Source organism: Brevibacillus invocatus (assembly GCF_003710915.1).
Lineage (GTDB): Bacteria > Bacillota > Bacilli > Brevibacillales > Brevibacillaceae > Brevibacillus > Brevibacillus invocatus.
This window is the reverse complement of sequence record NZ_RHHR01000034.1, coordinates 19568-45337: the sequence shown is the minus strand read 5'-3', so window position 1 is coordinate 45337 and position 25770 is coordinate 19568. Positions and strand designations below refer to the sequence as shown.

General features: G+C 50.9%; 22 protein-coding genes and 1 riboswitch. Of the genes, 10 read left to right on the top strand and 12 right to left on the bottom strand.

The window, feature by feature from the left end:
• Positions 1 to 81: 81 nt before the first annotated feature.
• From rnjA to EDM52_RS17280, 4 genes are all read right to left on the bottom strand, one after another.
• Complete coding sequence (gene rnjA / locus EDM52_RS17295; protein ID WP_183185167.1) at positions 82 to 1755, bottom strand: ribonuclease J1; 1674 nt, start codon at positions 1753 to 1755, stop codon at positions 82 to 84.
• A gap of 203 nt (positions 1756 to 1958) precedes the next feature.
• On the bottom strand, positions 1959 to 2597 hold the full coding sequence (locus EDM52_RS17290; RefSeq protein WP_122910200.1) for an SCO family protein: 639 nt from the start codon (positions 2595 to 2597) through the stop codon (positions 1959 to 1961).
• 82 nt (positions 2598 to 2679) lie between these two features.
• Positions 2680 to 2994, bottom strand: a complete 315-nt coding sequence (locus EDM52_RS17285) for a rhodanese-like domain-containing protein (RefSeq protein WP_122910199.1) — start codon at positions 2992 to 2994, stop codon at positions 2680 to 2682.
• Positions 2995 to 3468: 474 nt separating this feature from the next.
• A complete protein-coding gene (locus tag EDM52_RS17280; protein ID WP_122910198.1) occupies positions 3469 to 3693 on the bottom strand; it encodes a hypothetical protein in 225 nt (74 codons plus the stop codon).
• A 128-nt stretch (positions 3694 to 3821) separates the two neighbouring features.
• Positions 3822 to 3933: riboswitch (SAM riboswitch) on the top strand.
• Between the two features lie 102 nt (positions 3934 to 4035).
• On the opposite strand from EDM52_RS17280, the gene EDM52_RS17275 reads away from it, so the two are divergent.
• Positions 4036 to 5337: a homocysteine synthase gene (locus tag EDM52_RS17275; RefSeq protein WP_122910270.1), complete on the top strand. Its 1302-nt coding sequence runs from the start codon at positions 4036 to 4038 to the stop codon at positions 5335 to 5337.
• Positions 5338 to 5413: 76 nt separating this feature from the next.
• Here the strand turns inward: EDM52_RS17275 and EDM52_RS17270 are convergent, their stop codons facing one another.
• Positions 5414 to 6256, bottom strand: a complete 843-nt coding sequence (locus EDM52_RS17270; RefSeq protein WP_122910197.1) for an EcsC family protein — start codon at positions 6254 to 6256, stop codon at positions 5414 to 5416.
• Positions 6257 to 6452: 196 nt separating this feature from the next.
• On the opposite strand from EDM52_RS17270, the gene EDM52_RS17265 reads away from it, so the two are divergent.
• The 7 genes from EDM52_RS17265 (at position 6453) to EDM52_RS17235 (ending at position 13876) form a co-directional block, all read left to right on the top strand.
• Positions 6453 to 7517 carry an ArsR/SmtB family transcription factor gene (locus EDM52_RS17265; protein ID WP_122910196.1) on the top strand — a complete coding sequence of 355 codons (1065 nt, stop codon included), beginning with the start codon at positions 6453 to 6455 and terminating at the stop codon, positions 7515 to 7517.
• Complete coding sequence (locus tag EDM52_RS17260; protein ID WP_245997041.1) at positions 7514 to 8755, top strand: MFS transporter; 1242 nt, start codon at positions 7514 to 7516, stop codon at positions 8753 to 8755. The genes EDM52_RS17265 and EDM52_RS17260 overlap by 4 nt, the downstream gene beginning before the upstream one ends.
• A gap of 138 nt (positions 8756 to 8893) precedes the next feature.
• Positions 8894 to 9832: an AAA family ATPase gene (locus tag EDM52_RS17255; protein WP_122910194.1), complete on the top strand. Its 939-nt coding sequence runs from the start codon at positions 8894 to 8896 to the stop codon at positions 9830 to 9832.
• 3 nt (positions 9833 to 9835) lie between these two features.
• Positions 9836 to 11026, top strand: coding sequence for a DUF58 domain-containing protein (locus tag EDM52_RS17250; protein WP_122910193.1), 1191 nt, complete (start codon positions 9836 to 9838; stop codon positions 11024 to 11026).
• Complete coding sequence (locus EDM52_RS17245) at positions 11023 to 12345, top strand: DUF4129 domain-containing protein (protein WP_122910192.1); 1323 nt, start codon at positions 11023 to 11025, stop codon at positions 12343 to 12345. The genes EDM52_RS17250 and EDM52_RS17245 overlap by 4 nt, the downstream gene beginning before the upstream one ends.
• Positions 12346 to 12512: 167 nt before the next feature.
• Entirely contained in the window at positions 12513 to 12935 is a 423-nt protein-coding gene (locus EDM52_RS17240; protein WP_122910191.1) for a DUF5937 family protein, read from the top strand.
• A 26-nt stretch (positions 12936 to 12961) separates the two neighbouring features.
• Positions 12962 to 13876 carry a Nif3-like dinuclear metal center hexameric protein gene (locus EDM52_RS17235; RefSeq protein WP_122910190.1) on the top strand — a complete coding sequence of 305 codons (915 nt, stop codon included), beginning with the start codon at positions 12962 to 12964 and terminating at the stop codon, positions 13874 to 13876.
• A gap of 45 nt (positions 13877 to 13921) precedes the next feature.
• Here the strand turns inward: EDM52_RS17235 and EDM52_RS17230 are convergent, their stop codons facing one another.
• The 3 genes from EDM52_RS17230 to EDM52_RS17220 all read right to left on the bottom strand — a co-directional run bounded on the left by EDM52_RS17230 (position 13922) and on the right by EDM52_RS17220 (position 17261).
• Positions 13922 to 14959: an NADH:flavin oxidoreductase/NADH oxidase gene (locus EDM52_RS17230; RefSeq protein WP_122910269.1), complete on the bottom strand. Its 1038-nt coding sequence runs from the start codon at positions 14957 to 14959 to the stop codon at positions 13922 to 13924.
• Positions 14960 to 15130: 171 nt separating this feature from the next.
• Positions 15131 to 16234, bottom strand: coding sequence for a citrate synthase/methylcitrate synthase (locus EDM52_RS17225; RefSeq protein WP_122910189.1), 1104 nt, complete (start codon positions 16232 to 16234; stop codon positions 15131 to 15133).
• 115 nt (positions 16235 to 16349) lie between these two features.
• Positions 16350 to 17261: a LysR family transcriptional regulator gene (locus EDM52_RS17220; RefSeq protein WP_122910188.1), complete on the bottom strand. Its 912-nt coding sequence runs from the start codon at positions 17259 to 17261 to the stop codon at positions 16350 to 16352.
• Between the two features lie 329 nt (positions 17262 to 17590).
• Here EDM52_RS17220 and EDM52_RS17215 point away from each other — a divergent pair, with 329 nt between their 5' ends.
• Positions 17591 to 19237: a DUF6583 family protein gene (locus EDM52_RS17215; protein ID WP_122910187.1), complete on the top strand. Its 1647-nt coding sequence runs from the start codon at positions 17591 to 17593 to the stop codon at positions 19235 to 19237.
• Between the two features lie 61 nt (positions 19238 to 19298).
• Here the strand turns inward: EDM52_RS17215 and EDM52_RS17210 are convergent, their stop codons facing one another.
• Together EDM52_RS17210 and EDM52_RS17205 are read right to left on the bottom strand one after the other, a co-directional pair.
• Entirely contained in the window at positions 19299 to 19667 is a 369-nt protein-coding gene (locus tag EDM52_RS17210) for a cupin (protein WP_122910186.1), read from the bottom strand.
• Between the two features lie 38 nt (positions 19668 to 19705).
• On the bottom strand, positions 19706 to 21526 hold the full coding sequence (locus tag EDM52_RS17205) for an SgrR family transcriptional regulator (RefSeq protein ID WP_122910185.1): 1821 nt from the start codon (positions 21524 to 21526) through the stop codon (positions 19706 to 19708).
• Here EDM52_RS17205 and EDM52_RS17200 point away from each other — a divergent pair.
• Positions 21460 to 22839, top strand: a complete 1380-nt coding sequence (locus tag EDM52_RS17200; protein ID WP_338068325.1) for an MFS transporter — start codon at positions 21460 to 21462, stop codon at positions 22837 to 22839. The genes EDM52_RS17205 and EDM52_RS17200 overlap by 67 nt on opposite strands.
• Before the next feature lie 70 nt (positions 22840 to 22909).
• On the opposite strand, the gene EDM52_RS17195 is transcribed toward EDM52_RS17200, so the two are convergent.
• The gene (locus EDM52_RS17195) at positions 22910 to 24592 is read right to left on the bottom strand and encodes a methyl-accepting chemotaxis protein (protein WP_245997062.1); all 1683 of its coding nucleotides are present in this window, start codon (positions 24590 to 24592) and stop codon (positions 22910 to 22912) included.
• A gap of 154 nt (positions 24593 to 24746) precedes the next feature.
• Positions 24747 to 25760: an NAD-dependent epimerase/dehydratase family protein gene (locus EDM52_RS17190; RefSeq protein ID WP_122910182.1), complete on the bottom strand. Its 1014-nt coding sequence runs from the start codon at positions 25758 to 25760 to the stop codon at positions 24747 to 24749.
• Between the last annotated feature and the right edge of the window lie 10 nt (positions 25761 to 25770).

Sequence of the window (25770 nt, the reverse complement as noted above, 5' to 3'; positions counted from 1 at the left end):
CAGTCTCTCCTTTTTTTCTCAATTCCATTACCACTATTATAACCCGTTCATTCCATTAGGAGAATCCGGAAGTGTGTAGGATTACACTTCCATCAAAATGGTAAGGATCATCGGGTTGCGCCCCGTTTTTTCGTAAATGAACGGTTTGATCACTTCGTTGACCTGCGACTTCAGCTCCGACCATTCCTTGATCTTCTTCTCCAAAGCTTCCTGGAGGCGCTGACGAACGAGCAGCGTCGCTTCCTGAATCAGGGATTCGGAGCCACGCACGTAAACGAAGCCTCGGCTGACGATGTCGGGACCCGTCAGGATCTTGAAGTTTTTCATGTCGAGGCTGACGACCACGACCATCAGACCATCCTCCGCCAAATGCTTGCGATCGCGCAGAACGATATTGCCTACGTCCCCGATGCCGCTGCCGTCGATCAGAACGATACCGGCTTGTACCTTGCTCATCCAGGTTTTTTCCCTCGAGCAGTTGAGCACTTCCCCATTATCCATCAGGAAGATGTTGCTCTCCTCGATCCCGACCTGCTGTGCCAGCTTGGAGTGCGTCTTCAGCATGCGATACTCCCCGTGAATTGGGATAAAGTAGCGTGGACGGATAAAGTTGAGCATCAGCTTCAGCTCTTCACTGCTGCCGTGACCGGAGGCGTGAATGTCAAAAGCATGGCTCAACACGACGTTGGCGCCAGCGCGATACAATTTATCAATCGTCCGGCTTACGTTGATGGTATTCCCCGGAATCGGTGATGCAGAGATAATCACCGTGTCATCCGGATAGATGGAGACGGTGCGATGCGATCCCGAAGCAATGCGCGTCAAAGCTGCCATCGGCTCACCCTGGCTGCCGGTACAAATGATCAGCACCTGGTTGTCCGCGTAGTTGTCAATATGCTTGATGTCGATCAGCATACCCTCCGGCATCTGAATATAGCCCAGTTCTTGTCCAATCAAAAAGACTTTTTCCATACTGCGGCCAATGACAGCTACTTTGCGATTGCACTCCTGTGCGGCATCGACTACCTGCTGAAGGCGATGTACGTTCGATGCGAATGTAGCCAAAATGATGCGGCCACGCGCTTTTTGCACAACCTCCAGAATCCCTTCGCCTACTGTGCGTTCCGACATGGTATAACCAGGACGTTCGCTGTTCGTACTGTCAGAGAGCAGTGCCAATACATCTCCGCTCGCGCCGATCCGGGCAATTTTTCCGTACTCGGTCGTTTGCCCTACAGGCGTCATGTCAAACTTGAAGTCACCTGTGTGGATCACCATGCCCTCCGGTGTATGTAGAACGACCCCAAACGAATCCGGAATACTGTGATTGGTGCGGAAGAATGCCGCCTTCAACTGATTGAAAGGGATCTCCGTGTCTTCCGAAATCGGAATCAACGATACGTCATTTTGCATGCGGTGCTCTTCCAGCTTTGCCTTGACCAAGCCCAGGGTCAGGCGTCCGCCGTAGATCGGCACCTTGATTTGTTTCAACACATAAGGAATCGCTCCAATGTGATCCTCGTGGCCGTGCGTCAGCAACAAAGCTTTGATCTTGTGCTGATTTGCCACCAGATAGGAAACATCCGGAATCACCAAATCAATCCCGAACATCTCGTTTTCCGGAAATTTAACCCCACAATCAATGATGATGATTTCATCCTCGTACTCGACGCAGTACATATTTTTTCCGATCTCGCCGAGGCCGCCCATTGCGAAAATCTTAACGTCGCTCAAACTCTTTCCTCCTAACGTCATCGTGCATGATTTTGGGAACCCGAACCAAGCATGCCACCTCTATTGTATCACACCGGAAGGCATTCGTTTCATCTAGTCTTGCCAATCTCGGCCTATCTCCTACATTTTGACGAGAAAAGGGACACAAAACGCCCACCTGCTCTTGCTTTACTAAGCAATCGCAAGTGGGCGTTCGCAACATCCGATTGGACTGCCAACTTATCCTAATCTGCGAGGATCGACATCTCTTTCATCATCAAATCCATATCCATGTCCGCTGCCATGCCATAGGCTTGACGCATGTTGCCATCACCATCGACGAGGAACATACGGGCTGTATGGGTAATCGAATACCCAGACGGCGAATTCTCATCCGGCAGCTTCATGACAGCCATCCCAAAGTCTTTAGTGACCGTTTCAATGGCTGCATTGTCGCCGCGCAAAAACTTCCAGCCGCTCTGGTCAGCGTGGAATTTTTCCGCGTACTGCTGCAGCACTTCTGGAGTATCATAATCCGGATCAAAGGTAATGGTGAGGAACTCTACCTTGTCCCCAAACAATCCCTTTTCCTTCAACTGCTCTTGCAGCTGGGACATATTGTAAGTCGTCGCAGGACAAATATCCGGGCAATTGGTGAAGATGAATTCAACCAATCGCACCTTGCCCGCACTCTCCGAGAAGGTATACTTCGAGCCGTCAATATTGTCCAATGTGAAATCATTCAATGCCTTGATGACCGGAATCTGGGTCTTCTGCATGTATTGGTAACCAAAGATCCCGATAATCGCCAAAATCAGCACACCAGCTAATACTGGAAACCAGTGTTTTTGAACAGATGATTCTTTCTTTGCACCTTCACTCACGAGTATTGCCTCCCCATGCTCTTCCCTGCGGCTTCACACCTCTCCTCATGCCAGCCGCATTTTACGTGCGTACACGTCTTGCTTAGGATTCTTCTTTCTCTCCCGGCCAAGCGAGCATGCCACCGACCATATTGGCTACATCATAGCCCATCTCGCTCAAATACTCGGTCGCTCTGTGGCTGCGCGCACCGCTGCGGCACACCATCACTACGGGAATATTTTTATCCAGCTCATCCACTCGATGAGGCAAGAATCCAAGCGGAATCAGCTTCGCTTGTTTGATATGACCAGCATTCCACTCATCCACTTCACGAACGTCAATAACCTGCACCGGTTCTTTTGCTTCGAGTTTTTCCAGCAATTCTTGTGGAGTTATTTCTTTTACCTGTTCGTTCATCCTGAAATCCCCCTATATGTACGATTACGCAATCGATTTTTTCCTGCTTCATCATAACATATGCACGTTTTATTTTCTAACTGAACGACACTTCACAAAAGGCGACTTCAAACAGATGAACTCAGGTGAAGCTTAGCACAAAATGCAGGACGAATCCCTTTACACCGGCAAAGTATTTGTGAACGAGCGAAGGCGAAAGCGTTACAAATTAACGTCATGTTTTTTATGCGCCACGCCTGTATTTGAGATTCATTATCAAATGTAATTAACTTGTTTTTAGTAAGTTAATTGATTATAATAGGCATTGTAATAAGGACTGGAGGGGAAAAGAATGGGAACCTGTAAATGCGGTCAAACTAAAAACGCAAACGGAAACTGCGATGGTACACACGCTACGATCAAAAAAGACTAATGACAAATGAAAGAAAAGAGGAGGCAGATCAGCTGCTCTCCTCTTTTTTTATGAAACGAAGTTTATACTTTTCCTTGCTTAATCCACGTAGCGATCCGATACGAGCCGTAGAGACTTACCAGTGTAAGCAGGATCAGCATCAATAGCCACATGCCCAACTGACCGATCTCCTCCAGCTCCCGGGCGTTTTGAAATATGAAGAAACCGATGTACAGAATCATCAGGTAGCAGCCGATATTCGGAATCAGATAGGCGATCCGAAGCTTGCCATGTTTCTTCGTGCTCATAAGCGTTCACAGCCTTTCCTTCCTATACTTAATCGAATGCCACATAAACCACTATGAAAACTAATATTTTAATTGACAGAAGAGTATCACTTTCATACAATTGTGATAATTAATACGAAAACTCACGATTTTCATCAAGAGTGGCGGAGGGACAGGCCCGATGAAGCCCGGCAACCTGCATGTCTAATGCGAGGTGCCAATTCCTGCAGGATCGAATCTGTAGATTCTGGGAGATGAATGTTTGCGTACGGTATAGCCGGAGCCTTCTTCTTCCCAGAAGTAGGCTTTTGTTTTATTTTCACCGTTTTGCCCATTTTACCACAGAAAAAGGGAGAGATGACCATGTCAGATCAACAACAATGGAAACCGGAAACGATTGCTGTACACGGAGGCCAGGAGGTAGACCCCGTCACTGGCTCCAGAGCGGTTCCTATCTATCAAACAAGCTCGTACGTCTTCCGCGATACGGAGCATGCAGCAAATCTGTTCGCGCTCAAGGAATTGGGCAACATCTACACGCGCATCATGAACCCGACTCAGGACGCTTTCGAAAAACGTGTCGCCTTGCTTGAGGGTGGCGTGGGTGCGCTCGCTACTGCTTCCGGTCAGGCAGCCATCACTTTCTCTATTCTCAACATCGCCCAGGCCGGGGATGAAATCGTCGCCTCCAGCAGCCTGTACGGCGGTACTTACAATTTGTTCGCGCATACATTGCCACGTCTGGGTATCAAGGTTGTATTTGCGGATCAATCCAACCCAGAAAATTTTCGCGCGCTGATTAACGAAAAGACAAAGGCTGTTTTCGTCGAGACAATCGGCAACCCGCGCATCAACGTCGCTGATCTGGAAGCCATCTCTGCTGTCGCACACGATAATGGCATTCCTTTGATCGTCGACAACACATTCGCTACACCGATCCTCTGCCGCCCATTTGATCACGGTGCAGATATCGTCGTTCACTCCACAACCAAATTCATCGGTGGACATGGAACCGCGATTGGCGGCATCATCGTCGACTCCGGCAAATTTGACTGGACCAACGGAAAATTCCCTGGCTTGACGACACCAGATCCAAGCTATCACGGCGTAGTGTACACAGAAGCACTTGGACCGTTGGCCTATATTCTCAAGGCGCGCGTACAGCTGCAACGCGACATCGGAGCAGCCGTCGCACCATTCAACTCCTTCCTGTTCCTGCAAGGTCTGGAGACTTTGCATCTGCGGATGGAGCGTCATAGCGAAAATACGCTGGCAGTCGCCCGCTTCCTGGCTGCTCACCCTGACGTGGAATGGGTCAACTATCCTGGACTTGAATCCGATTCTGAGTATGAGCTGGCGAAAAAGTATTTGCCAAAAGGCGCAGGCGCGATTCTTACCTTTGGTATCCGCGGTGGCGTGAAGGAAGGTCAAAAGCTGATCGAATCCGTGAAGCTCTTCTCGCACCTGGCAAATGTCGGTGACTCCAAGTCGTTGATCATTCACCCTGCCAGCACGACACACCAGCAGCTGACAGAGGCCGAGCAGGTTGCGGCAGGCGTTTCGCCTGGCATGATTCGCTTGTCTGTCGGAACAGAAGCCATCGACGACATCATCGGAGATCTGGAACAGGCATTGAAACAAGCTGTTGCTGTAAGTGCTGTTTAAACTCTCGACCAAAACAAGGCCGGTTCAAAAGTAGATTTCTACTCGAGAACCGGTCTTTTCTACCTCGAATCGCCTCTCACTGCGGCGGTATCGTCGAATTGATCCGATCGCGCTGATCGATCTCTCGCATGCGCTCCAGTATCCGCCGCTTGCGGTACAGCATCATTCCCGCTTCCGCCACATCCTGCACAGTGGAGCGATTCAAATACGCCCCGAACAAAATTCCTGCGATCGGCACCATTTGAAACAGCTTTTTCCAACCAAAATTCTCCGTGTACGTCACGACGACTTCACGCCAGCCCTGCAATTGCGCGATCACATCCTTCTGCGCATGAGGATCGTCAAAGTGCGAAAGCTCGGCCAATATCGCTTTTTTCCCCACGATATCTGACGAGGCAAACTGCAGACATTTCACCACAAACAGACGCTCCTTCTTCTCCTCCGGACGATACCCGTAGCTGAGCGACATTTCCTGCAACACTTTCAGCGATGTCCCGATCAGCAAAGGAATATCCAAAGCCAGCGTAAAAATCCCGCCGATCCCTGTCGTCGCTCCTTGCACAGTGGCAAAGGTTGCCCGCGATTCCCTCAGCTCCATCGCTACCTCGTTCATCAACGAGAGCGGCGCTGCTGCAATCTCGTCCACTCCAATGTTGGAGGAGCTCCCCTCCTTCATCCGCTTGCGAAATCTGTTGTAAATGGGTTCGTCCTGCACGAGATAGGTTCCACCTGTTTCGAGAAATGCTGTCATTTCGTCTACGGCCAAGCCCAGCTTTTCCCTGACAAAGGCTGGCGTAATGCGGTCCAAAAGGACAAAAGGAAGCCTTCCGAGCTTTTCCCAGAACCACAAATCGTTCTGTCCCTTCTCCCAAGCCTCCACTTCTTTCAAAGACTGTATCAATGACTCTTTTGACTCCATCGGTCGCATTTCCCTCCCAGATTTCACGCATAATATCTCTCTTACGATACCCGGCTTCAAATGTTTCACTTGCAGCATGGTAGGTTCGAGCTACGGCCTGATTCCAACAATCAAATGCTCTGTTTCTAAAAATATTGAATTTATCGTTCGAATATTTTAGAATATCAACAATGAATCCAGTTGAAAGAGTGATCCAATGAAACGGTTAAACATGGGTATCAGCCGTACCACCTATCGGGTAGAGTTGTCGCATTCCCCGCTATTTGAAGCTGCATTGGGAATCGCTGCTGCAACCTATGACTCGATCCACCCCACTTTGGAACAGCCAAGTGAGTACTGGCATCAGCTGCTGGCTGACCTCCCCCCTGACGTTCACGCGGAAGTGGCCTATGCGAAGGAGCACAACACGTGGAAAACACTCCTGCAGCTGCTTCATGTCCAGGCATTTTCTGACCTGGAAGCATTTCTGGCTTTTCTTCAGCAGCTATCTGATGAGGAGCTGCGCTATCTGGCCCTGCCCTATCTTGGAGAAGAGCATCAACCAGCAAGACTCCGGGCTGCTGCTGGCAATGAAGGGGACATCTTGTATTTGCGCCAGACATGCCATGACCACCTCTTCTTTCCTGCATACATCTCTCATGTGGCCACCGTCAATCCAGGTGAGCTGCGGAAGCATTTGAGCGTATTGATCCAGGGCTGGTATCTCGCACATGTCAAGCCGCGAGAGCTGGAAATCTCCCGCATGCTGGAACGTGACCGGGCACAAAAAGAGGCCTGGATGGGAAAAATGTCACCTGAGGAACTCGTTTCGCTGGCCACGGACGGCGAATATCCTCCTGAGCCGACTGTTACACGCGTGCTGCTTGTTCCTCAAGCGATTTACCGTCCCTGGACCGTACAGGCAGACGCCCCACAGACAAAAATTTTCTACTATCCAGTCGCAGAGCAGCATCTCTTTGAACAGGCCGACCCGTATCGTCCACCTCAATTGCTTGTCCAGCTCTTGAAAGCATTAGGCGACGAACATCGACTGCGACTGCTCAAAATCCTTGCTGAACAGGAAATGAGTCTGCAAGAACTGACTGAGCGTTTGCAGCTTGGCAAATCCACCGTACACCATCATCTGTCCATGCTGCGCGCAGCCCGCTTGGTGGAAACACAAGGTACGAAGTATAGATGGAAACGAACGGCCTTGGACAGGCTGCCTCTGCTGCTCGAACAATTCGTTAGCGATAAGAGACCAGAGGGGGAATCTTTTTGACGGTTCCTTCCCTCTTTCGCCAACCTTCCTATTTGTATATCCTGATAGGGCAGCTTGTCTCGGAGCTGGGAGCTACCCTTGGAACCTTGGCCAACAGCTGGCTGATTTATCAGGCTACTGGCTCCTACACCGCTGTTGGCGGTTTGTGGCTTCTCTACTTTTTGCCTTCTCTGGCTGTACAACTGATCGCGGGACCCTACCTGGATCGCTGGGAAAAAAAACGGGTCCTTGTCTTCTGCCAATGGACGAGAAGTATGGCTTTTTGTCTGTCATTTCTCTGTCTGCTCCTCTGGCCCGAGGTGCAGTGGCCATTCTATCTCATTTCCCTGATCAACGGACTCATCCAGCCGCTCTACGTACCAGCCAGTCAGTCCTTGCTCCCTTCTGTGGTGAAAAAGGAGCAGCTGCTTTCGGCCAATTCCTACCTCGATGCAGTCCTTCGCATGGCGATGATCTGCGGTCCTGTGCTTGGTGGGGTCATTGTAGCCGCACTGGAAGGAACCTGGTCGCTGGTTCTGGTGGCGGCAGGCTTTGCGCTTAGCGGTCTACTCTTGTGGAAAAGCCCGATCCATCAGGAAAAGAAGGCAGAGAAGTCCCAATCGTGGGTCAGGATGTTTCTCGCGGGATTCCGCGTATTTCAGGAAAAGCCGCTCCTTCTGTGGCTGGGCATTTTTTTGGCTGTCGTCCAGTTCGCAGTCGGCATTACTATTGTGCTGACCATCCCGTTTATCGTGGACGAGCTGCATGGGTCCTCGCTACATGTAGGAATTTTCCAGGCAGGCTTTCCATTGGGATATCTGCTTGGCTCGCTACTCGTACCCTATCTTTCTCGCTATTTCCGGGTAAAGCATGTGATCATGCTCGGGTCGATCGCGCTTGGTGGCGCTACCTTCATCGCTCTCGGTGTCGTACAGGATCTCTACCTGGCGATTTTCATTGAAGTGATCGCGGGAATAGCCGCTCCCTTTTTCCATGTTCACAGCACCAATCTGTACCAGCTCTCCGTACCGTCGGATCTCATGGGACGCGTATTTTCCGTCCGGCTGCTGATCATGCGTATGACGATGCCGCTCGGTGTCTGGCTAGGTGGACAATGGGGCGAGACTATCGGCATTCGTCCTATCTATATCAGTATGGGATGCCTGATCGTAGCCGTCGCCTTGTTAGGCATATTCCTGCCCTATTTTCGCGCACTATCGCAAAGCCACGAGACCCGTCTGAAAGAAGCGCAGCAATAGCGAGCATGCTGAATGTGTGTACCTACTGGATCAATAAAATATTGTAAATTTTCCCAAATTACATATCGAGAATGTGTATAATGAAGGACGGGTACTATCGTTTGATGGATGGAAAGAATAAAAAGGAGACTATCTGCTATGTCCAATTCTTCTTTGAATACCTTGCTCGACGCCGTTAACCGCGTCATTGTCGGAAAAGACAAACAAATCCGTTTGCTTGTCACGGCCTTGCTGGCTCGCGGCCATGTCTTGCTGGAGGATTTGCCTGGCATGGGAAAAACCGTACTGGCCAAAACGCTGGCACAGGCGATCGGGGGCAGCTACAATCGCGTGCAATTTACCGCTGACCTGCTTCCGTCCGACATCGTGGGACTGCACGTTTTCAATCAACGCAGCCAAGATTTCGAATTGCGCAAGGGTCCCGTGTTTGCTGACGTTTTGCTCGCCGATGAGATCAACCGTGCTACACCACGTACGCAATCAGGTCTATTAGAGTGCATGGAGGAGCGCCAGGTGACGATTGAAGGCGTTACGTTGCCGCTCTCCCCTGCCATGCTGGTCATCGCGACACAAAATCCGATTGAGTCAGAAGGGACTTATCCACTGCCAGAAGCGCAATTGGACCGTTTTTTGTTTAAAATTTCGCTCGGGTACGGCAATAAAGAGGATGCGCGGGAGATTTTGCGTCGCTTCCGCAGTCAATCCCCCCTCGACGAGGTACAACCGGTCATCTCTGTTGAAGAGATCATCTCTCTGCAACAGGAAGTAACGAAGGTTCATGTCAGCCCGACTGTAGAAGATTATGTGATCGACCTGACAGAAGCGACACGTCATAACCGCTCTGTGGAGGTCGGGATCAGTCCGCGGGCTATGCTTGCCCTGGTTCGCTGTGCACAGGCAGCCGCCTATCTCGATGGTCGCCGTTTTGTACTACCAGATGATGTGAAGCATGTTTTTCCCTACCTCGCCACACATCGCATCCGACTGTCTATGGAAGCCGAGCTGCATGTGACCGAGGAGGAAGTCATCGAGCAAATTCTGCAAAGCGTACCGACTCCGGTCGAAGAAAGCGTGTAAGCAATGAACGCGAAGCAACCTTTTCAGCTGATCGGCTTTATTCTCCTGTTTGGAGCCCTGCTTTCCGGGAGCGGCTTTCTCTGGATTTTCGGCGGCCTTTTCCTTTTCCTGCCGGCAGCGCAAGAGTGGTGGCAGACACGAATTGGCCGCTGGCTGAAGGTGGATTGGACTGCTGATCAAAGCCGGGTCATGCCGGGTACCCCCGTTCAAGTAACGGTCCGCTTGCACAATCGCTCCTGGCTGCCGTTGCCTGCTACCTGGCTTCGGATCACCCTGCCGGATCACGTCACCGTAACCGGAGCAGCCGAGAGCAGCCAGAGCAATCAACGGACGTATATTCGACTACGCTTTGATGTGCCAGCACGCAAAACGGCTGCTCTTACCTTGGACCTAACCCCACACAAACGTGGAGTGGTCTGGCTAACCGATGTAGAGTGTGAAACCATCCCGCTGTTTCTCGGTGAGCCGAGCACGTTGACGCTGCCACTCTCTTTTTCACTGCTTGTCTATCCGACTCCGCTGCCGCTTCCCCCGCTTGCTTTCGACGAGACGGAGCCTGAAGGTAGCAGCCTTTCCCGGCAAAGACAGCAGGAAGATATGACCTTTTTGCGTGGGGTAAGACCGTATTTTCCGGGTGACCGAATCAAAAACATTCACTGGAAAGCGACAGCCAAAACCAATACCCTGCAAACCAGGCTGTTTGAACATACTGCTCGCTCCAACTGGAGAGTCGTGGGCCATATTCTGCCTTCCTATGAACCGTCCTTACAACGGCATAATCACGACGAGAATGAGCGAACCATCTCCTGCATGGCTGCGATCTCCGTCTATTGCAGACGACATTCACTCAGCTATGAGCTGTTCCTTACAGTCAAACAACGCGGGCGGGAGCTCTACCATCTGCCAGCAGGAAGCGGAAAATCCCATCATCTCTATGTCATGACACAGCTTGCCCAGCTTCATCACTATTTCACGACTCCACTCACCTCGTTATTGCGTCGATTGGAGGACAGCTCGTCCAAAGATGCGATCCTGCTCATCACGCCTCGTCTGGATGAGCACGTGCAGGCATCGATTGATCGGTTGCTTCGGCGTGGTCATCGAGTAGCTGTGCTGGACGTTTCCGGCGAGCAGGCCGCTTTACGTCGATATGAAACCACCGCCATACAGCGGAGAAGGGCGGTGTCGCCATGAGCTTCTTCGCCCTTGGACGATTGGGCATCCACTTTTGGATGGAGGCTTTGATGACAGCTGGCCTTCTGATGCTCTTTGGCTTCCTGTCGATCAGCGTTACACATATGCTCGTCTTCGGGTTGGCTGCTTCCGCGCTTTTTCTGATGGGCAGCTGGCTGCATCAGTCAGGCAGCCGCATCCTGTTGTTGCATCTGCTCATGTACCCGCTCTTTGCTGGAATAGGTATGCTCGGCTATTTGTTCTTCGACTCCTGGCTGATCGCCCTGCTCTTGACCGGCCTGTTGTATTGGCGCGTTCAATCCATCTCGCAAAGCAGCTTTCAGTATGACAACCTGCAAAATCGTTTTTTTCTGACCGTATGGATCTGCCTGACGCATTTAATCATAGCCGTCCTGTTTCTCCGTTCAGGTGATGGAGCTACTATTGACCCCGTGCCCTTCTACGGAATGTTCATCCTGATCCTGGCCAGTTATCTGGTGTTGAACTGGCTCGTCTACATGACTGACCTGCGGAACACACAGGCTCGTCCTTCAGTGGGCATGACTTTATCGCTTGGGACACAGCTGCTTGCGACACGTAGCCTCGTTGTTGCCGGTTATGTGCTTTGCGCCTCTTTGCTGCTGTGGCTGATCGGCTCTCTTTGGGCGTGGTTGAAGGAGCCTGTTTACGAGCTGCTTTATCTGATATTCAGCCCGGTCCTGCAGGCTTTGTCCGATTGGTCAGAGAGTTTGGCGAGCCTTTTCGCCAAAAATGAGCGCATCACGGATATGATCAATGATCAAGGTGGTGCAGCCGAGCAGGCCTACGAAAATATGGACGGAACCGGGGAGCCCCTCTTTACTTCACTGGAGCCGTATCTGATCGGTGGAACCATCCTCCTCGTAGCAGTCCTGCTCGCCCTGTACATCTGGAGGCAGCGAAATCTTACGAAAGCAGAGGCCGACCATCAGGAAAGCCAACCGATCGCGAGCAGCGTGCTGACCGATCTCGCTCCGCCAGAAGAACCCGGGCAGCCTGTGCTCGATTTGGAGCGCTTTTTCCATCGTCGTCCCGGCCCGTCTGAAGAACCGGTTCGGTACGCGTACTTCGAGTTTTTACAGCACATGTCCAGACAAGGCATCCAAATCTATCGCTACGAAACAAGCCAGGAATTCCTGCAACGACTTCGCAGAAAGCTAGACAACGCTGAGCACCTGGCTCTGGCTGAGCGCATCACGCGTTACTATGAGCAATACCGCTATCAGGAGCATTCTCTCTCGCCTGAAGATCTCGTGGCCATGCAGCATGCCGTTCGCCAGCTCATCGCGTCTTCCGCCTGAGCCCCATAGTCCGTCATGTATGATCAACCACGCTTTCGAAAGAGCGTGGTTTTTTCGCTTGCATCTCTTGACTTTCCATACGGCTTCCAGCATAATCACTTCACTTTTGGCAACCTGAATTCTCGATTTACCAATCGGTTAATTGAAATAAAGAAAGGAGTCAGCTCATGCAAGACCTTCCCCTGTGGCTGCGAAAGCATCTCTCTATCGTCTATCTGCCAGGGAATGAATTTTTCCATAGTCTTCACGTATTAGCCAACCCAGAGCATCATGCAACTCGCTTGGCATGGACCGAGGAGATCCTCCCTTCCATCCCGACATCCTTGCGCCATCAGCTCCAGGAGATGGATGCCCTCTCCAATCAATTCCTGAACGTGTTGGACTTTTTCCTGCCTTGGGAGGATACATATCACCACTCTATCGCAGCGCTGGTACGAGCGCTGGTGATGGAAGGCACGGCTTTTACAGCGCTACTACCCGACCTGGGGCTTCTGGGGGTAGTCCTGCTTTTGCTCATCACAGCCACTCTCCTCTTGGTCAGACGCGCAGAGCGGCATATGAAGGAGACCGGGAACATGGTGTTGTATTAGGAACAGAGGAAGGAGATGTGGGGGAGATGGAATCACGAGTTGCTTTAGGAAACGCGCTCAGCAAGCTATTTCACATCGAAGAGTGGGAGACTGACCCTGCCTTTAGCCGTTTTATTCCGATGGTATACGATCCTCTGGGGTTTGACTGGGCTCACTATTTTGAACCGGAATTCGTTTCGCGTTTCAATGGTTTCATGCTGGCAGGACGCGAAGAGGTGGAAACGGTTTTTCTCGCTGTTTTTCCTACCGAAGAAGTCCTGCAGTCCTTCATCCAGCAGGCTGCACCTGGCGACCTCTTGTTCATGCATCATCCCCTGTTCATGGAGTGTGGTGATCCACGAGGGAAATGGGGCCGAGGTTTTTTACCGATACAACCTGATCTTTTACAACGCTTAAAGGACAAGGAGCTATCCGTTTTTACCTGTCATCTGCCGATGGATACGAGCATGCCGATTGGCACAGGCGGAGCGATCATGGAGGCGCTGGATGCGGAGCTGATCCAGCCGTTTATCCCTCATGGAAACGGGCATGTGGGCGGCATTTTCCGGGTAAAAGAGACGAATACAGATGCGTTGGTCACGCAACTAACAGCGATATTTGATATTCCATACACCGACTTTGAAGGGATCCGACGTACAAGTATCGATACGGTTGCCATCGTGCCTGGCTGTGGTGACGTGGTACGTGACATGCAAGAAGCGGAAGCCCTCGGGGCTCAGGCTTACATCACCGGTGAAATTCATTGCCATATTGACAATCCCTACGGCAGGCAGCGTTTCAACCAGATGATGGAATACGTGCAGAAAACCTCCCTGTCGCTAATCGGGGTTTCACACGCAGCTTCCGAGTACCTGGTGATGAAAACGCAAATGAAGCGCTGGTTTGAGCAGCATACCTCGCTGAACGTCGTCTTGCTGCCGCAAAAGCGTTGGTGGGTGTAACAGACGTACAAAAAAAGAGCCGTAACGGCTCTTTTTTTCGCTTCCTTATCGCTTTGTCGGAAAACCTGGTCCATACTGCCTTGGGATTCCTACTTCACCCGAAAGCTCACGGATCGCATGAATCGCCCAATACGGATCATGCAAAATTCCACGGCCTACTGCGATCAGATCGGCATCGCCATTGCCCAGCGTAGCTTCTGCCAGGCTGGCATCATCCAGCTTGCCTACTGCAATCACCGGAACGCCTAGCGCCTGCCGGATCGCTCTGGCGAGTGGTACCTGGTAGCCAGGATGAATGCCAGGACGGCCACGTGAGCCAATCGGACCTTCACCGCCACTGGAGATGTGGAAGATGTCGATTCCGGCTTCCTTGTATCGACGGCACAGCTCGATGCTGTGTTCCAGACCATATCCGTCATCTACATACTCGACGGCAGAAATACGCATGATCAGAGGCATGTCGGCAGGAATGACTTTTTTGATCGCCTGAATCACCTCTACACCAAACAGGGCGAGGTCGCGTCCGTACTGATCCTCACGCTGGTTCGTCAGCGGCGAATGGAATTGATGAATCAGGTAGCCGTGAGCACCGTGCACCTCGATCGTATCCATGCCCGCTTCCACTGCACGACGAGCAGACTCGGCAAACTTCTCCACCATCTGCTGCACTTCTTCTGTCGTCAATGCGCGAGGTGTTTTGTACACATCGCCTGGAAACTTGATCGCAGACGAAGAGACAGGAACCTCGGCATCCTCGGCTTTTCTGCCGGCATGACCAATCTGGATCCCGATTTTGGCTCCGTATTTATGTACTTCCTTCACGATTCGGGCATAGGCAGGAATCTGCTCGTCCGACCACAATCCCAGATCGCCATTGGAAATTCGGCCATCGGGCTCCACATCCGTCATTTCTACGATGATCAGTCCGGTCCCCCCTACAGCACGGGAAACGTAGTGAACAAAATGCCAGTCATTTGGAGTTCCATCATGGGCATCCACTGAATACTGACACATCGGCGGCATGACTACGCGATTTTTCAAGGTAAGTCCTTTGAATTGAAACGGAGATGCTAATAACACCATATGCTCCACCCCTTCTTTTTTTCTCATCATGCCAAAACAAAGACGCACATGCAATCCCGAACTGCACTTGGACTGCACTCCGCATTTCTGTGGACATTAATATGAAAACACCCCCTCGACAGACCTGTTCGGTCTGCCAAAAGGGGGAGGATATACCGGTATATTTACGTTTTACTCCGGCATCGAGCCAATGTAGTTGGACTGCGGACGGATGATCCGGTTGCTCGCAGCCTGTTCCAGGATATGAGCGCTCCAGCCTACGACACGGCTTACTGCAAAGCTTGGCGTGAACAGGTCGTCATCCAGACCGACAGCACGCATCACAGCTGCAGCAAAGAATTCTACATTGGTATTCAGCTTGCGGCCCGGTTTGTACTCCGCCAACAGTCGCAGCCCTACCTGCTCTACATGTGTGGCGAGATCAAACCATGGGTCATCACCGGACAGCTGCTCTGCTACGACGCGCAGGGCCGTTGCACGGGGATCGATGGTTTTGTAGACACGATGACCGAAGCCCATCAGACGTCCGCCGTTTTCAAGTTTGTTACGAAGCCATGGTTCTGCATTTTCCTTGGTACCGATGGCCTCGATCATTTCCGTTACTTCCGATGGTGCTCCACCGTGCAAAGGTCCCTTCAAGGTCCCGATCGCACCTGTGATCGCAGAGATCAGATCGGATTCTGTCGAGGTGACCACGCGCCCGGTAAAGGTAGAGGCATTCATGCCATGCTCCTGCGTCAAAATCAGGTACGCATCCAGTGCGCGAACATGTGCGTGACTAGGTTCTGTTCCTTTGAGCATGTACAGGTAATTGGCCGTATGATCCAGTTCGAACTTGGGAGCGAGCGGTTCACGGCCTTGCAGACAGGCGTAGCGGAAAGCCACGATAGTCGGCATTTTGGCGGTGACAGCGATCACTTCGTCAATAGTTGGAGGCCAGCCGTGAGCAGAGCTGCCGAGAGCAGATACCCCTGTACGAAGCACGCTCATCATATCGACATCAGCGGGGATCATGCGCAGTAGCCCTTTTACGTGCTCAGGAAGCTCGCGGTTTTCCTTCAGCTTGTTTTTGAGCGCAGTCAACTCTTCCTCGCTGGGCAAATGTCCGTACCAGAGCAGATGAGCAACTTCCTCGAACGTATGGTGAATCGCCAAATCTCGCGCCCAATATCCGCGATAAACCAATAAGCCTTCCAGACCGTCCACCAGGCTCAGGTCTGTTTCGGCAACTGCGATTCCATCCAACCCAATGGCTAGCTGCGATTGTTTACTCATTATCCCCACTCCCTTAAACGATTGATCTATCTTTCTATCTTCTTCTAGTATATCGATTGCGATTCGCAATATGAAATAAAATAAAATCGGGTTTTTGATTATAAATCGTTATCAATTAATTGCGACCACCCTGTACGAGCGGCATCGGCGGATACAAGCTTTGCAAAATCTCTACAAAATGCTGCACCGCGGCTGACACACCGCCCTTTGGCATGACCAAATAAGAAGCTACCTTGGGCAGATGCAGACCTGGGGTAGGCAACTCAATGAACCGGTTTTCAAACAAGTCACGGTAGACGGCTGTGCGGGGCAGGAAAGATACTCCCAGACCATCCTCGATAAATCGCTTGGTGATGTCCACCTGCGAGACTGTCATGGTTCGCAGGCTAATCCCTCGCTGGCGCAGCTGCAGCAGCAGATCGTCCCAATATCCCGGATGATTGTAGGTAAAAAGCCGCTTGGTTTGCAGCTCCTGCTCCCAGTCCGGCAACGGCGCGTCCATGTCTCCTCCATTATGCGGTACCGCAAACACGATCGGATCTTCATACAGCAAGTACGTGGACAATTGAAATTCGCCCGGTATGATTCTGGTCAGACCGAGATCCGCTTGCCCGCTCTGCACCAATGGACCGATCTCGACCGAATCGGCAATTCGAATCGACAGATCGACATCGGGATACAGCTTTGTGTAGCGATGAAGCAAATGGGACAGCCTAGCACGTGCAATGATCGGTGACACGACGATTTGCAGCTTTTCCTGATACCCTTGTCTCCAAGCCTGCAAATCCTCCATTCCATAATGCCACTGCTCCAGAAGACTTTTGGCATGGGGCAAATACCGTTTCCCCGCCGCCGTCAAACGAACGCGCTTCCCCACCCGTTCAAACAAAGAAATACCCAATTCCTTTTCCAACAGCCGAATGTGCTGACTAACCGTCGGCTGGGCAATAAACAGCGCCTCAGCCGCCTGATGAAAATTTTCGGTAGTAGCCGCTACCATGAATGTTTGCAGCACGCGAAAATCCACTTACATTCCTCCCCCTGGTTGTCCCGAATCTATCTGAATTGAATATTTCCAATTACAATATCATATCATTCTAATTCATTTGAACCATAATCCTGCTTAATCCTATATCGGCAGGTACCCTCTTTGCCAACACCACTTCTCGGTTATTGGAAAAATCAGGACTGATTGACTGGGTATAAAGTTACTTTTTATCACATTTCGACAGCATTTTGCTGGAAATCATTTTCAAAGCTTTTCCATATGTTACAATACAAAACTGAGTGCGTGAAACCATAGCTGTTCAAACACGTATTCACTAAACAGATAGAAAGCTTAAAGGGGAGAAAGTGATGGAAACCACAACAAATGTCAACCCGCCACGCAAAAGCTACAAAAAAACACTGTTGATTATCGGTGCTGCAGCGGTAGTTGTCATCGGCGGACTGGGTACTGCGTACGCCAAACTGGACCTGTTCAAAAGTTCAAAAACGATTTACCTGCAATCTGAAGCTGAGAGCATGATGAAGCTTTCCAGCGATTTTTCAAAATCCTACGCAGAATATGAAGCGTACATGAAGCCTTACCTGGAAAAACCTGTTCACTCTAAGACAGAGTTGAGTGATATTCAGATTGATGCAGACATTCCAGACCCGCAAGCAGAAAAAGTGCTCGACTTGCTGAGCAGCGCAAAAATCATCATGAACAGCAACATCGATGAACAAAAGAAACAGCAATCCGGTAATCTGGAAGTTCACCTGAGCGAAAAGAAACTGGCTACCCTGGAGTTTTTCCTGAACGATACGCTGGTTGGCTTCAAGCTTCCGGAGTTTTATAGCAAGTACGCGTATGTAGACCTGAAAGACCGCGAGACCATCGCGCAGAATTTTGGTGAAGAATTGCCGAAGCGCTTCCTCACCTATGGCGATCTGTTCAAAGCAGTCGAAGTCAACAGTGACGAAGTAAAAAGCATCATGACGCCATACGCCTTGCTCTATGCGAACAGCTTGAAAGACAGTCAGATCAGCATGAAGAAGGACGTTGCCTTTAACGAGGAAGGGTACCAGACCAACGTTCGCGAAGTAACGGTCAGCTTTACCCCCGAGGAAGCCTCTGCCCTGCTGACGCAGATCGCAGAAAAAGCCAAGACAGATGAAAAGCTGTTTGACCTGATCTACACGCGATACAACAATATGTACACCTTGATGAACGACACAGGCTATGAAGTAGGGCCATCGATCACTCGTGAAGAGTTCAAGAAGTCCTTTGACCAGACATTTACCGACCTGATTGAAGATGTGAAGGTAGAAGAACCAAACAAGGAAGAGAAACTGAATATGGTTGTACTGATCGACTCCAACCACCAGATTCTTTCCCGCAAATTGCTGGTTGCCGAGAAGGATAAAGAAAGTGTCTTCTGGCAAAGCGTTTCTTATCAAAACGGAGCAGACACCTACCACCGTTATTCCCTGCAGGATCCGGAAAATGCTGATAGCAACAAGCTGAGTCTCTCCTACAAAGCGAAGGAAGAACAAGGCAAGACGAACGGTACCTTCGGCTTCCTCTTAGTCGACGAGTCCCGGCCTGTGATGGATCTGAAAACCACTTTTGAGACAACCAAACAAGATAAAAAAGAAGACGGCACCTACGATTTCAACCTGGCCCTTCAGGATGACACCGCTCTGCAAACTGTATCCCTGTCCGGTAAAATCACTTCCACCACTACCAATACCGACAACGGACGCGAGTCTACAGCAGATGTGACACTCCATTTCGATGAGACACCTGAACTACCAAAAGGCGTAAGCATGAAGCTGAAAACGACAGAGGAATTCGGAAAACCGCTTGAAATCCCTCAAGTCAACGACAGCAACGGCATCAACCTGGCAACCATCACAGAAGAGCAAATGATGGAAATCCAGCAGGAAGTGGGCATCTCCATGCAAACCTTCATGGAAGAGAATGCGGAGCTGTTTCAAGAATTTATGATGATGCCTTAATCGAAAGAAGAAAACCTCGCCAGTCATACGGGGTCAGTCCCTACGACTTTGGCGAGGTTTTTTATATCCTTTCAAGCAATGGCATGAAGCGCTCGGGATTCAATCCTTCTCCCTCGATCACCATGACCACCATTCCTTCATCACTTCCGGACTCATGCCCCTCACCTGCTACCCAAAAAGCAGCCTGGCCGGCGCTGATCGACACACGTTCCGTATCATCCTTGCCGCGAACCCAGCCTTCCCCGTCCACCACGAGAAAAAGCTGGTCCACGACCGCAGGGTGATAACCAAGCACGCTATTAGTTCCCAACCGAATACAGCCAATGGCTACCGGTCCCTGAGTTCGTACGATACGCGCAATCGCAGCATTGACAGAATCGTATACTTCAATCGCACTCGCTACCTGTTGATCAAAACGAAACAGCTTCATACACGTTCTCCTCCTGATATGAGTTCGTTCAGCCAGCCTTATTCCCCAGACTGAAACCAAATGTCCTTGTACTTCACCAGCCCCAATGCTGTCAGGGAAACGCCCGCCAGCGCTTCATGATACGAAATCTGTTGGGTAGAGTGGTACAGTAACGATATAGCCGCCCGCTTCTTGAGCAATGTCTCCACATTATGCACATCCTGCTGCTGTTGCTTCAAATCCGGTTCACACATGGCTCGATCCAGCGTGTCGTCGATCCCCTCCCGCAGACTGACATCACAGAGCATCCGTATAAAGCTGCGATCCGACCTGTACATCTCGATCATTCCGATCAGCAGCGGGTGTTCGAACACTTCGCCTGCCAGCAAGAGATCAGCTTGCAAGGCCATATTCGGCTGCTTGAGCTCTTCAATCGTGACTGCCTTTACGAACACACTCACCCCTGCTTCCCTTAATCTCTCCTGTACCCAGCAGACATCCTTCTCATTTCCTGCCCCCTGATAGGTGTACAGGTTGATCGTCTCTCCCTGATAGCCGCAGGCTTGCAACAGATGACGCGCTTCCTCCAGCTGCAGCGGCGGCTGGTCCTGGTTCTCCTTGGCTTGTTCCATTAGAAAACTATTTGCTGGCCGATGCCGTTCCTCCCCTAGTTGGGCAATCATCGAGTCACGATCCAGCAAGCGATCAACCGTTTCACGAAACACCTGATTCTGGACTATTCCGCCACGATTTAAGTTATACATGATGTACTTGCAGCCCATCTCGACCTGTTGAAGCGCTCTCCACTCGTCTCTCAGCTCCCGTATGGTTGTGGACTGGCGCAAGTGCTCGTGGTCGTCCTTGCCATCATGAGCGGTCAAAAGCCATTGGCTGATAGCGGAGACAATCCATATCTCGACCCGATCCAGATGGGCACGGCCTTGGAAGTAATGCGGAAATGCCTCCAAGACAAACAGTCGCTCATCATTTCGTGTCAATCGGAATGGTCCGCTTCCAATCGGCTCACTGGAGAATGCCTCTTTTTTCTGCTGTACGATGTCTCGGGGTACTATGGACAAGCGATTAGACGCGAGGATCGAGAGCCACATAGGATTGGAACGCTTCAGCTTTATGCGCAATTTGTAAGGAGAAAGCGCGATCACCTCTACTAAATCCTGAAGCATCCATCGATAGGGAGAGCCGGTAGCTTTATCCGCAATACGTCGCAGCGTCCACACCACATCATCGGCTATCAGCTCTCGACCGTGATGAAACTGGACTCCTTTGCGCAAATATATCGTCCATTCAGTGCCGACGTCGTTCGCCTCCCAATGGTGCGCAAGATGCGGCTGATAGGCTCCCGTCGATTCATCATAGCGAATCAGCGTATCAAAAATCTGGTTGACCATATGTGATTCCGTCCTGCGCCCCACAAATGCCGGGTCCAGAGCTGGTATCGTTCTGTAAAATGACATCCTCAACGTATCCAGCGGTCGCTCGTCCCCTGGTTCCGTCCGAAAGCCAAACTGTTCCGAAAGCCATGACAAAAATCCTTCTTTTCCATGGGGAGAAAAGTGTGAATCCTGCACCAGCTGCAGGGCTTTTTCCACGTCTCCTTGCCTTACACATTCCTGTGCTTGAGCCAGCACGACGTGTTCAACGCCACACAGGAAGGTAACCCTGGATACATGCCCTCTTCCACGTCCAGGAGTCCATTCGATCCATTGTCTATGGACAAACTGCTTGATCACCAGCTTTGCATTTCTTTCCGTACAACAAAATATCTCCCCTAATTGGGGCAAAGTGATCTCCTGTGGCACCCCTTCTGCCACATCCTGATATCGCTCGCGCAAACGCACGTAATACTGCATCATTTGCATGTTTCATCACTCAACTCTCTATAGAAAGAGGAAAACGAACGCTTCTCATTCTACCCTTTTTCCATGTGGTATCCCATATAAAATTAGGGGTGAAAGAGGAGGTCAAACCCATGTCTGCTGTTCAATCCATCTGGCGTAACCGCCCATTTCTCATTCTTTTTTCCACTTCCGCGCTGGTGAGTGCCGGAGCCAAGGTCTATGAATTAACGCTTCCCCTGATGCTGTACGAAATGACTCGCTCACCGGTCACGATGGCAACCATGAGAACCATTGAGTTTTTACCCAATCTGCTGCTTGCCATGTTTATCGGCGTATGGGTAGACCGCTTTTCCAAAAAGCGCTGGTCACAATGGATGGTTTTCGGCCAAATGCTTCTCCTGTTCATGCTGTACGCCATGGTCGAGACAGGAGCTGCTGAAGTCATTCACTTTTACATGGCAGGCTTCCTTTTGATGACCTTCAACTACGGTTTTCACAATGCCCGGATGAGCATCATCAAAGAAGTTGTTCCCAAAGAGCTGCTCACTTCAGCCAATGCCCGCTTTTCGTTTATGTACACGATCATCGAAATCATGGGGCCAGCCATATCGGGTTTTATCCTGTTGTTCGCCAGCCTGCACAACGGATTCCTGATTACCGGTACCGCTTATTTTCTCGCTTTGTGTGCCATCTCCTTTTTAGAGAAGAAGGAGGAGTCTGCACCTTCAGCAAAAGAATCATTTTGGACGGAATTCGCTGCAGGCTGGCGTGAGCTTTTGCGCAACCGTCCTCTCTGGCAAATCACTGTGCTCGTGATCTTTTTGAATGCGACGTCTGGCATGTTTGACGCCATGATCGTTTACTTTGCCAAAGATCATCTGCGATTGGATAACTCCCAATTAGGCCTGGTTTTATCTGTCATCGGTGCAGGCGGCTTGGTCGGCAGCTCCCTGGTTGTGTACTTGCGCAAGAAATTTCCCACTGGAAGACTGCTGGGCACTACCATCCTCCTGTTGGGAGTCTCGTATGCCCTCATGGCACTTGCCCAAAACATCTGGCTAATGTGCCTAGCCCTGTTTCTCACTGGCATGATTGGTACGATCGAAAACATCTGCATCTGGACGTTTCGCCAGGAGACCACTCCCTTGTCCATGATGGGTAGAATTACCGGCATCACGGGTTCCATTTTCAAGCTGGGCATGGTCTTCTCCATCTACCTGTCGGGTTGGGTGACAGAGTGGATGGGGCCTGGAATTGTCTTCACGGCTGCGGCCGTCGGAAATCTCATCATCTTTTTGGTTTATCGACAGCTTTCTCTGTGGCGTCTGGCCTAAGCAGACGCCAGACATCCGAAAAAAATCCCCAAACAGCATGTACTCACGGCTGACTGGGGATTTGTGCTGACTAGACTTTAAAACGTCCTATTCCTCTTTCCAACTCTTCAGCCAATCGGGTAAGCGAAGCGGCTGAGGTATAGATTTCTTCCATCGAAGCGAGCTGCTCTTGCGCTGCAGCTGATACATCCAGGGTTTTGGACACGGCATGCTGGGTTACGTCTGCCATCGTCTGCATGGACTGCGCCACTTTATCCGTACTATCCGTCAGTGTACGCGAAGCAGAAGATACGTCCTGCACCTGAGCCGCCACACCGTCTACTGCATCTCGAATGTCCGAGAAGACACCTCCTGCACGAGTAACTCCCTCAACCCCTGAAGCCACTTCTTCCTTCCCGGTCTGCATGGAAGAAACGGCGTCTCTGGTCTCGTTGCGGATCATCTCCACGAGCTCGGTGATCTCACGCGTGGAATTGGAAGACTGTTCTGCCAGCTTGCGCACTTCGTCAGCTACTACAGCAAATCCTCTGCCGTGCTCTCCGGCGCGAGCGGCTTCGATTGCCGCATTGAGTGCCAGCAGGTTGGTCTGTGCCGCAATGTCCGTGATCACATTGACGATTTCGCCGATTTGCTCGGAGCGTTTTCCCAATTTGCCGACCGTTTCAGCCAAATGAGTCATCGTCTCGCCGATGCTGTTCATCTGTACAACGGCTGATTGAATCGTCTGATTGCCGTCAGCAGCCAGCTGTGAAGTGTGTACCGCTGTGTTGGTAACTTGCTCCGCTCTGTTCGCGATCTGGCTGATACCAGAAGCCATTTGATCCACTTCTACGTGACTTTCCTCGACATGATGCGCTTGTTTTTCCGTACCCTCCGCAAGCTCCTGCATCGTCGCCGAAATTTGCTCCGTTGCCTGGCTTGTCTGTTCGGAGCTGGCTGACAACTGCTCCGCTGATGCTGCTACCTGCTGGGCATGTCCCTTGATTTGCAGGATCAACTCGCGCAAATTACGCAGCATCTGGTTGAAGGAAGCTGCCAACATCCCGATCTCATCCTTGGAGGACACCTTCAGCTCTCTTGTCAGATCCCCTTCCCCTTCTGCGATGGATCGCAGCTGTTCATTGATACGATGCAGTGGGGTCACGATAGAGCGAACGAGAAACACCCCTATAATAATGGAAAAAAGAATGCTGACAACAGCCACGATGAACTGGATCGAGTTGGCAAGCATCAATTGTTTGGCCTGCTTCATTTCACTGGCATCTTGGCTTATTATGACCTCATCCATTAATGCACCAACAGCTTCGTCCAATTCGAGTCTAGATTGGCTTTCTTCCCCAAAATGCAGCAACTGGGCTTCAAGCTGGTTCCCGCGGTCCCAAAATTTAACAGCTAATCCACTTTGATCCGCATAATCACGGTATAAGGTTTCAATCTGTTGAATGGTTTCCTTTTGACTGGCTGACAAATAATTGACCTCGCGCAATTTCTGGAACAGCGCCTCCAAGCGCTCGCCTTTTGCCAGCATCCCCTCTACGTACTGGGATTCACCCGTTAACAAGTACCCGCGCTCATCATTGCTATGACCAGTCATGACAAACTGAATTTCCCGGAGGTCACTGAGTGTCTCCGCTTCATCCATCATTCTTTGATACGATTTGGTAACCCTGTCATTTTGGATGTACGTATAATAGGAAGAACTAATCATCATGACCAAAAGTACACCAAACGCGATCAAAAACTTGGTTCTCATTTTCACAAAGATGCCTCCTCTAGTCTGCCTGCAACATGGTCTGTCGCTTGATTTTTCCCATTTCCCGTTTCCCTTTTTTGCATCCTCCTAAACATCCAAACGCAAAAACAGCCCTGCACCATCGAACGGGCAAGGACTGTTTACTTCCTCTATTCTATTTCGTTCTCCGATTTGCCAGACATTCATCCTCCAGGTCATATTCTGTCTGACCTGGCACCTTTTCAGGCGGATGAGCACTCTCCCATTCAATCGTCCTGCGCATCGCCTCGTCCGCTGAACAAAGCTCCCGGTAGCCGAGCTCGCTTCTGATCCTGCTAGTATCCAAGAGGATATGCTGCCTTGAGTCGATCTGTATGCGCATGAATTCTGGTAGCTCACGAGCTGGCATCGTTACGATTTCTCCCTTCCAGCCAACCGCCTGTGCAATTCGGACAATCCATTCCTTCATGGTCAGAAAAGCGTCCTCACCCACGTGGTAGACTCTGCCGCTAGCTCTCTTATCCGTCGTAACCAGACTAATCGCATGGGCAATATCCTCCACATAGCCACGCGTCCATCGCCACTCGGAAAACTCTTCTTCGAGCAGGATTGTTCGTCGGCCATCCAGCATCTGTTGCAGGTAGGGGTACGGACGGTGCTGGTAATCTCCTGGTCCGTACACCATCGGGAGTCGAATGACGGAGCCCGGCAGTTCCGGATGATTCATCACGACCTTCTCGACCAATACCTTGTCATAGTCTTCGCGACCATCGATCCTGTCACGAAACGGATATCGTTTCTCGCATAGTGGGGAATCCTCCGTCAGAAGTCCTTCCTCGATCGGGCCTGTCTCGATCCCGTTGACCTTGCCGAATGCCCGGTACACATCACAGCTGCTGACAGCAACGACACGGCCCGCGATCCCGGCAAAAGTCTCCATGACGAGCTGTGCTTCCCTTTCTGTATAAGGAAACATATCGAGCACAACATCCGGGGAAAAGGAGTCGAACTCACGGCGGTAGTCACCGAGGCGTGCTCGATCTCCTGCAATTGTCAGCAAGCCTGCGGGAAGCTTCTTAGGATCGCTTAAACCCCTGTTGAAGATGGCGATGTCATGACCGTCATAGGCCAGCCTTTTCATGACATGCGGGCCGATAAACCGCGTTCCTCCCAAAAGCAGAATTCTCACTCCTGTTCCC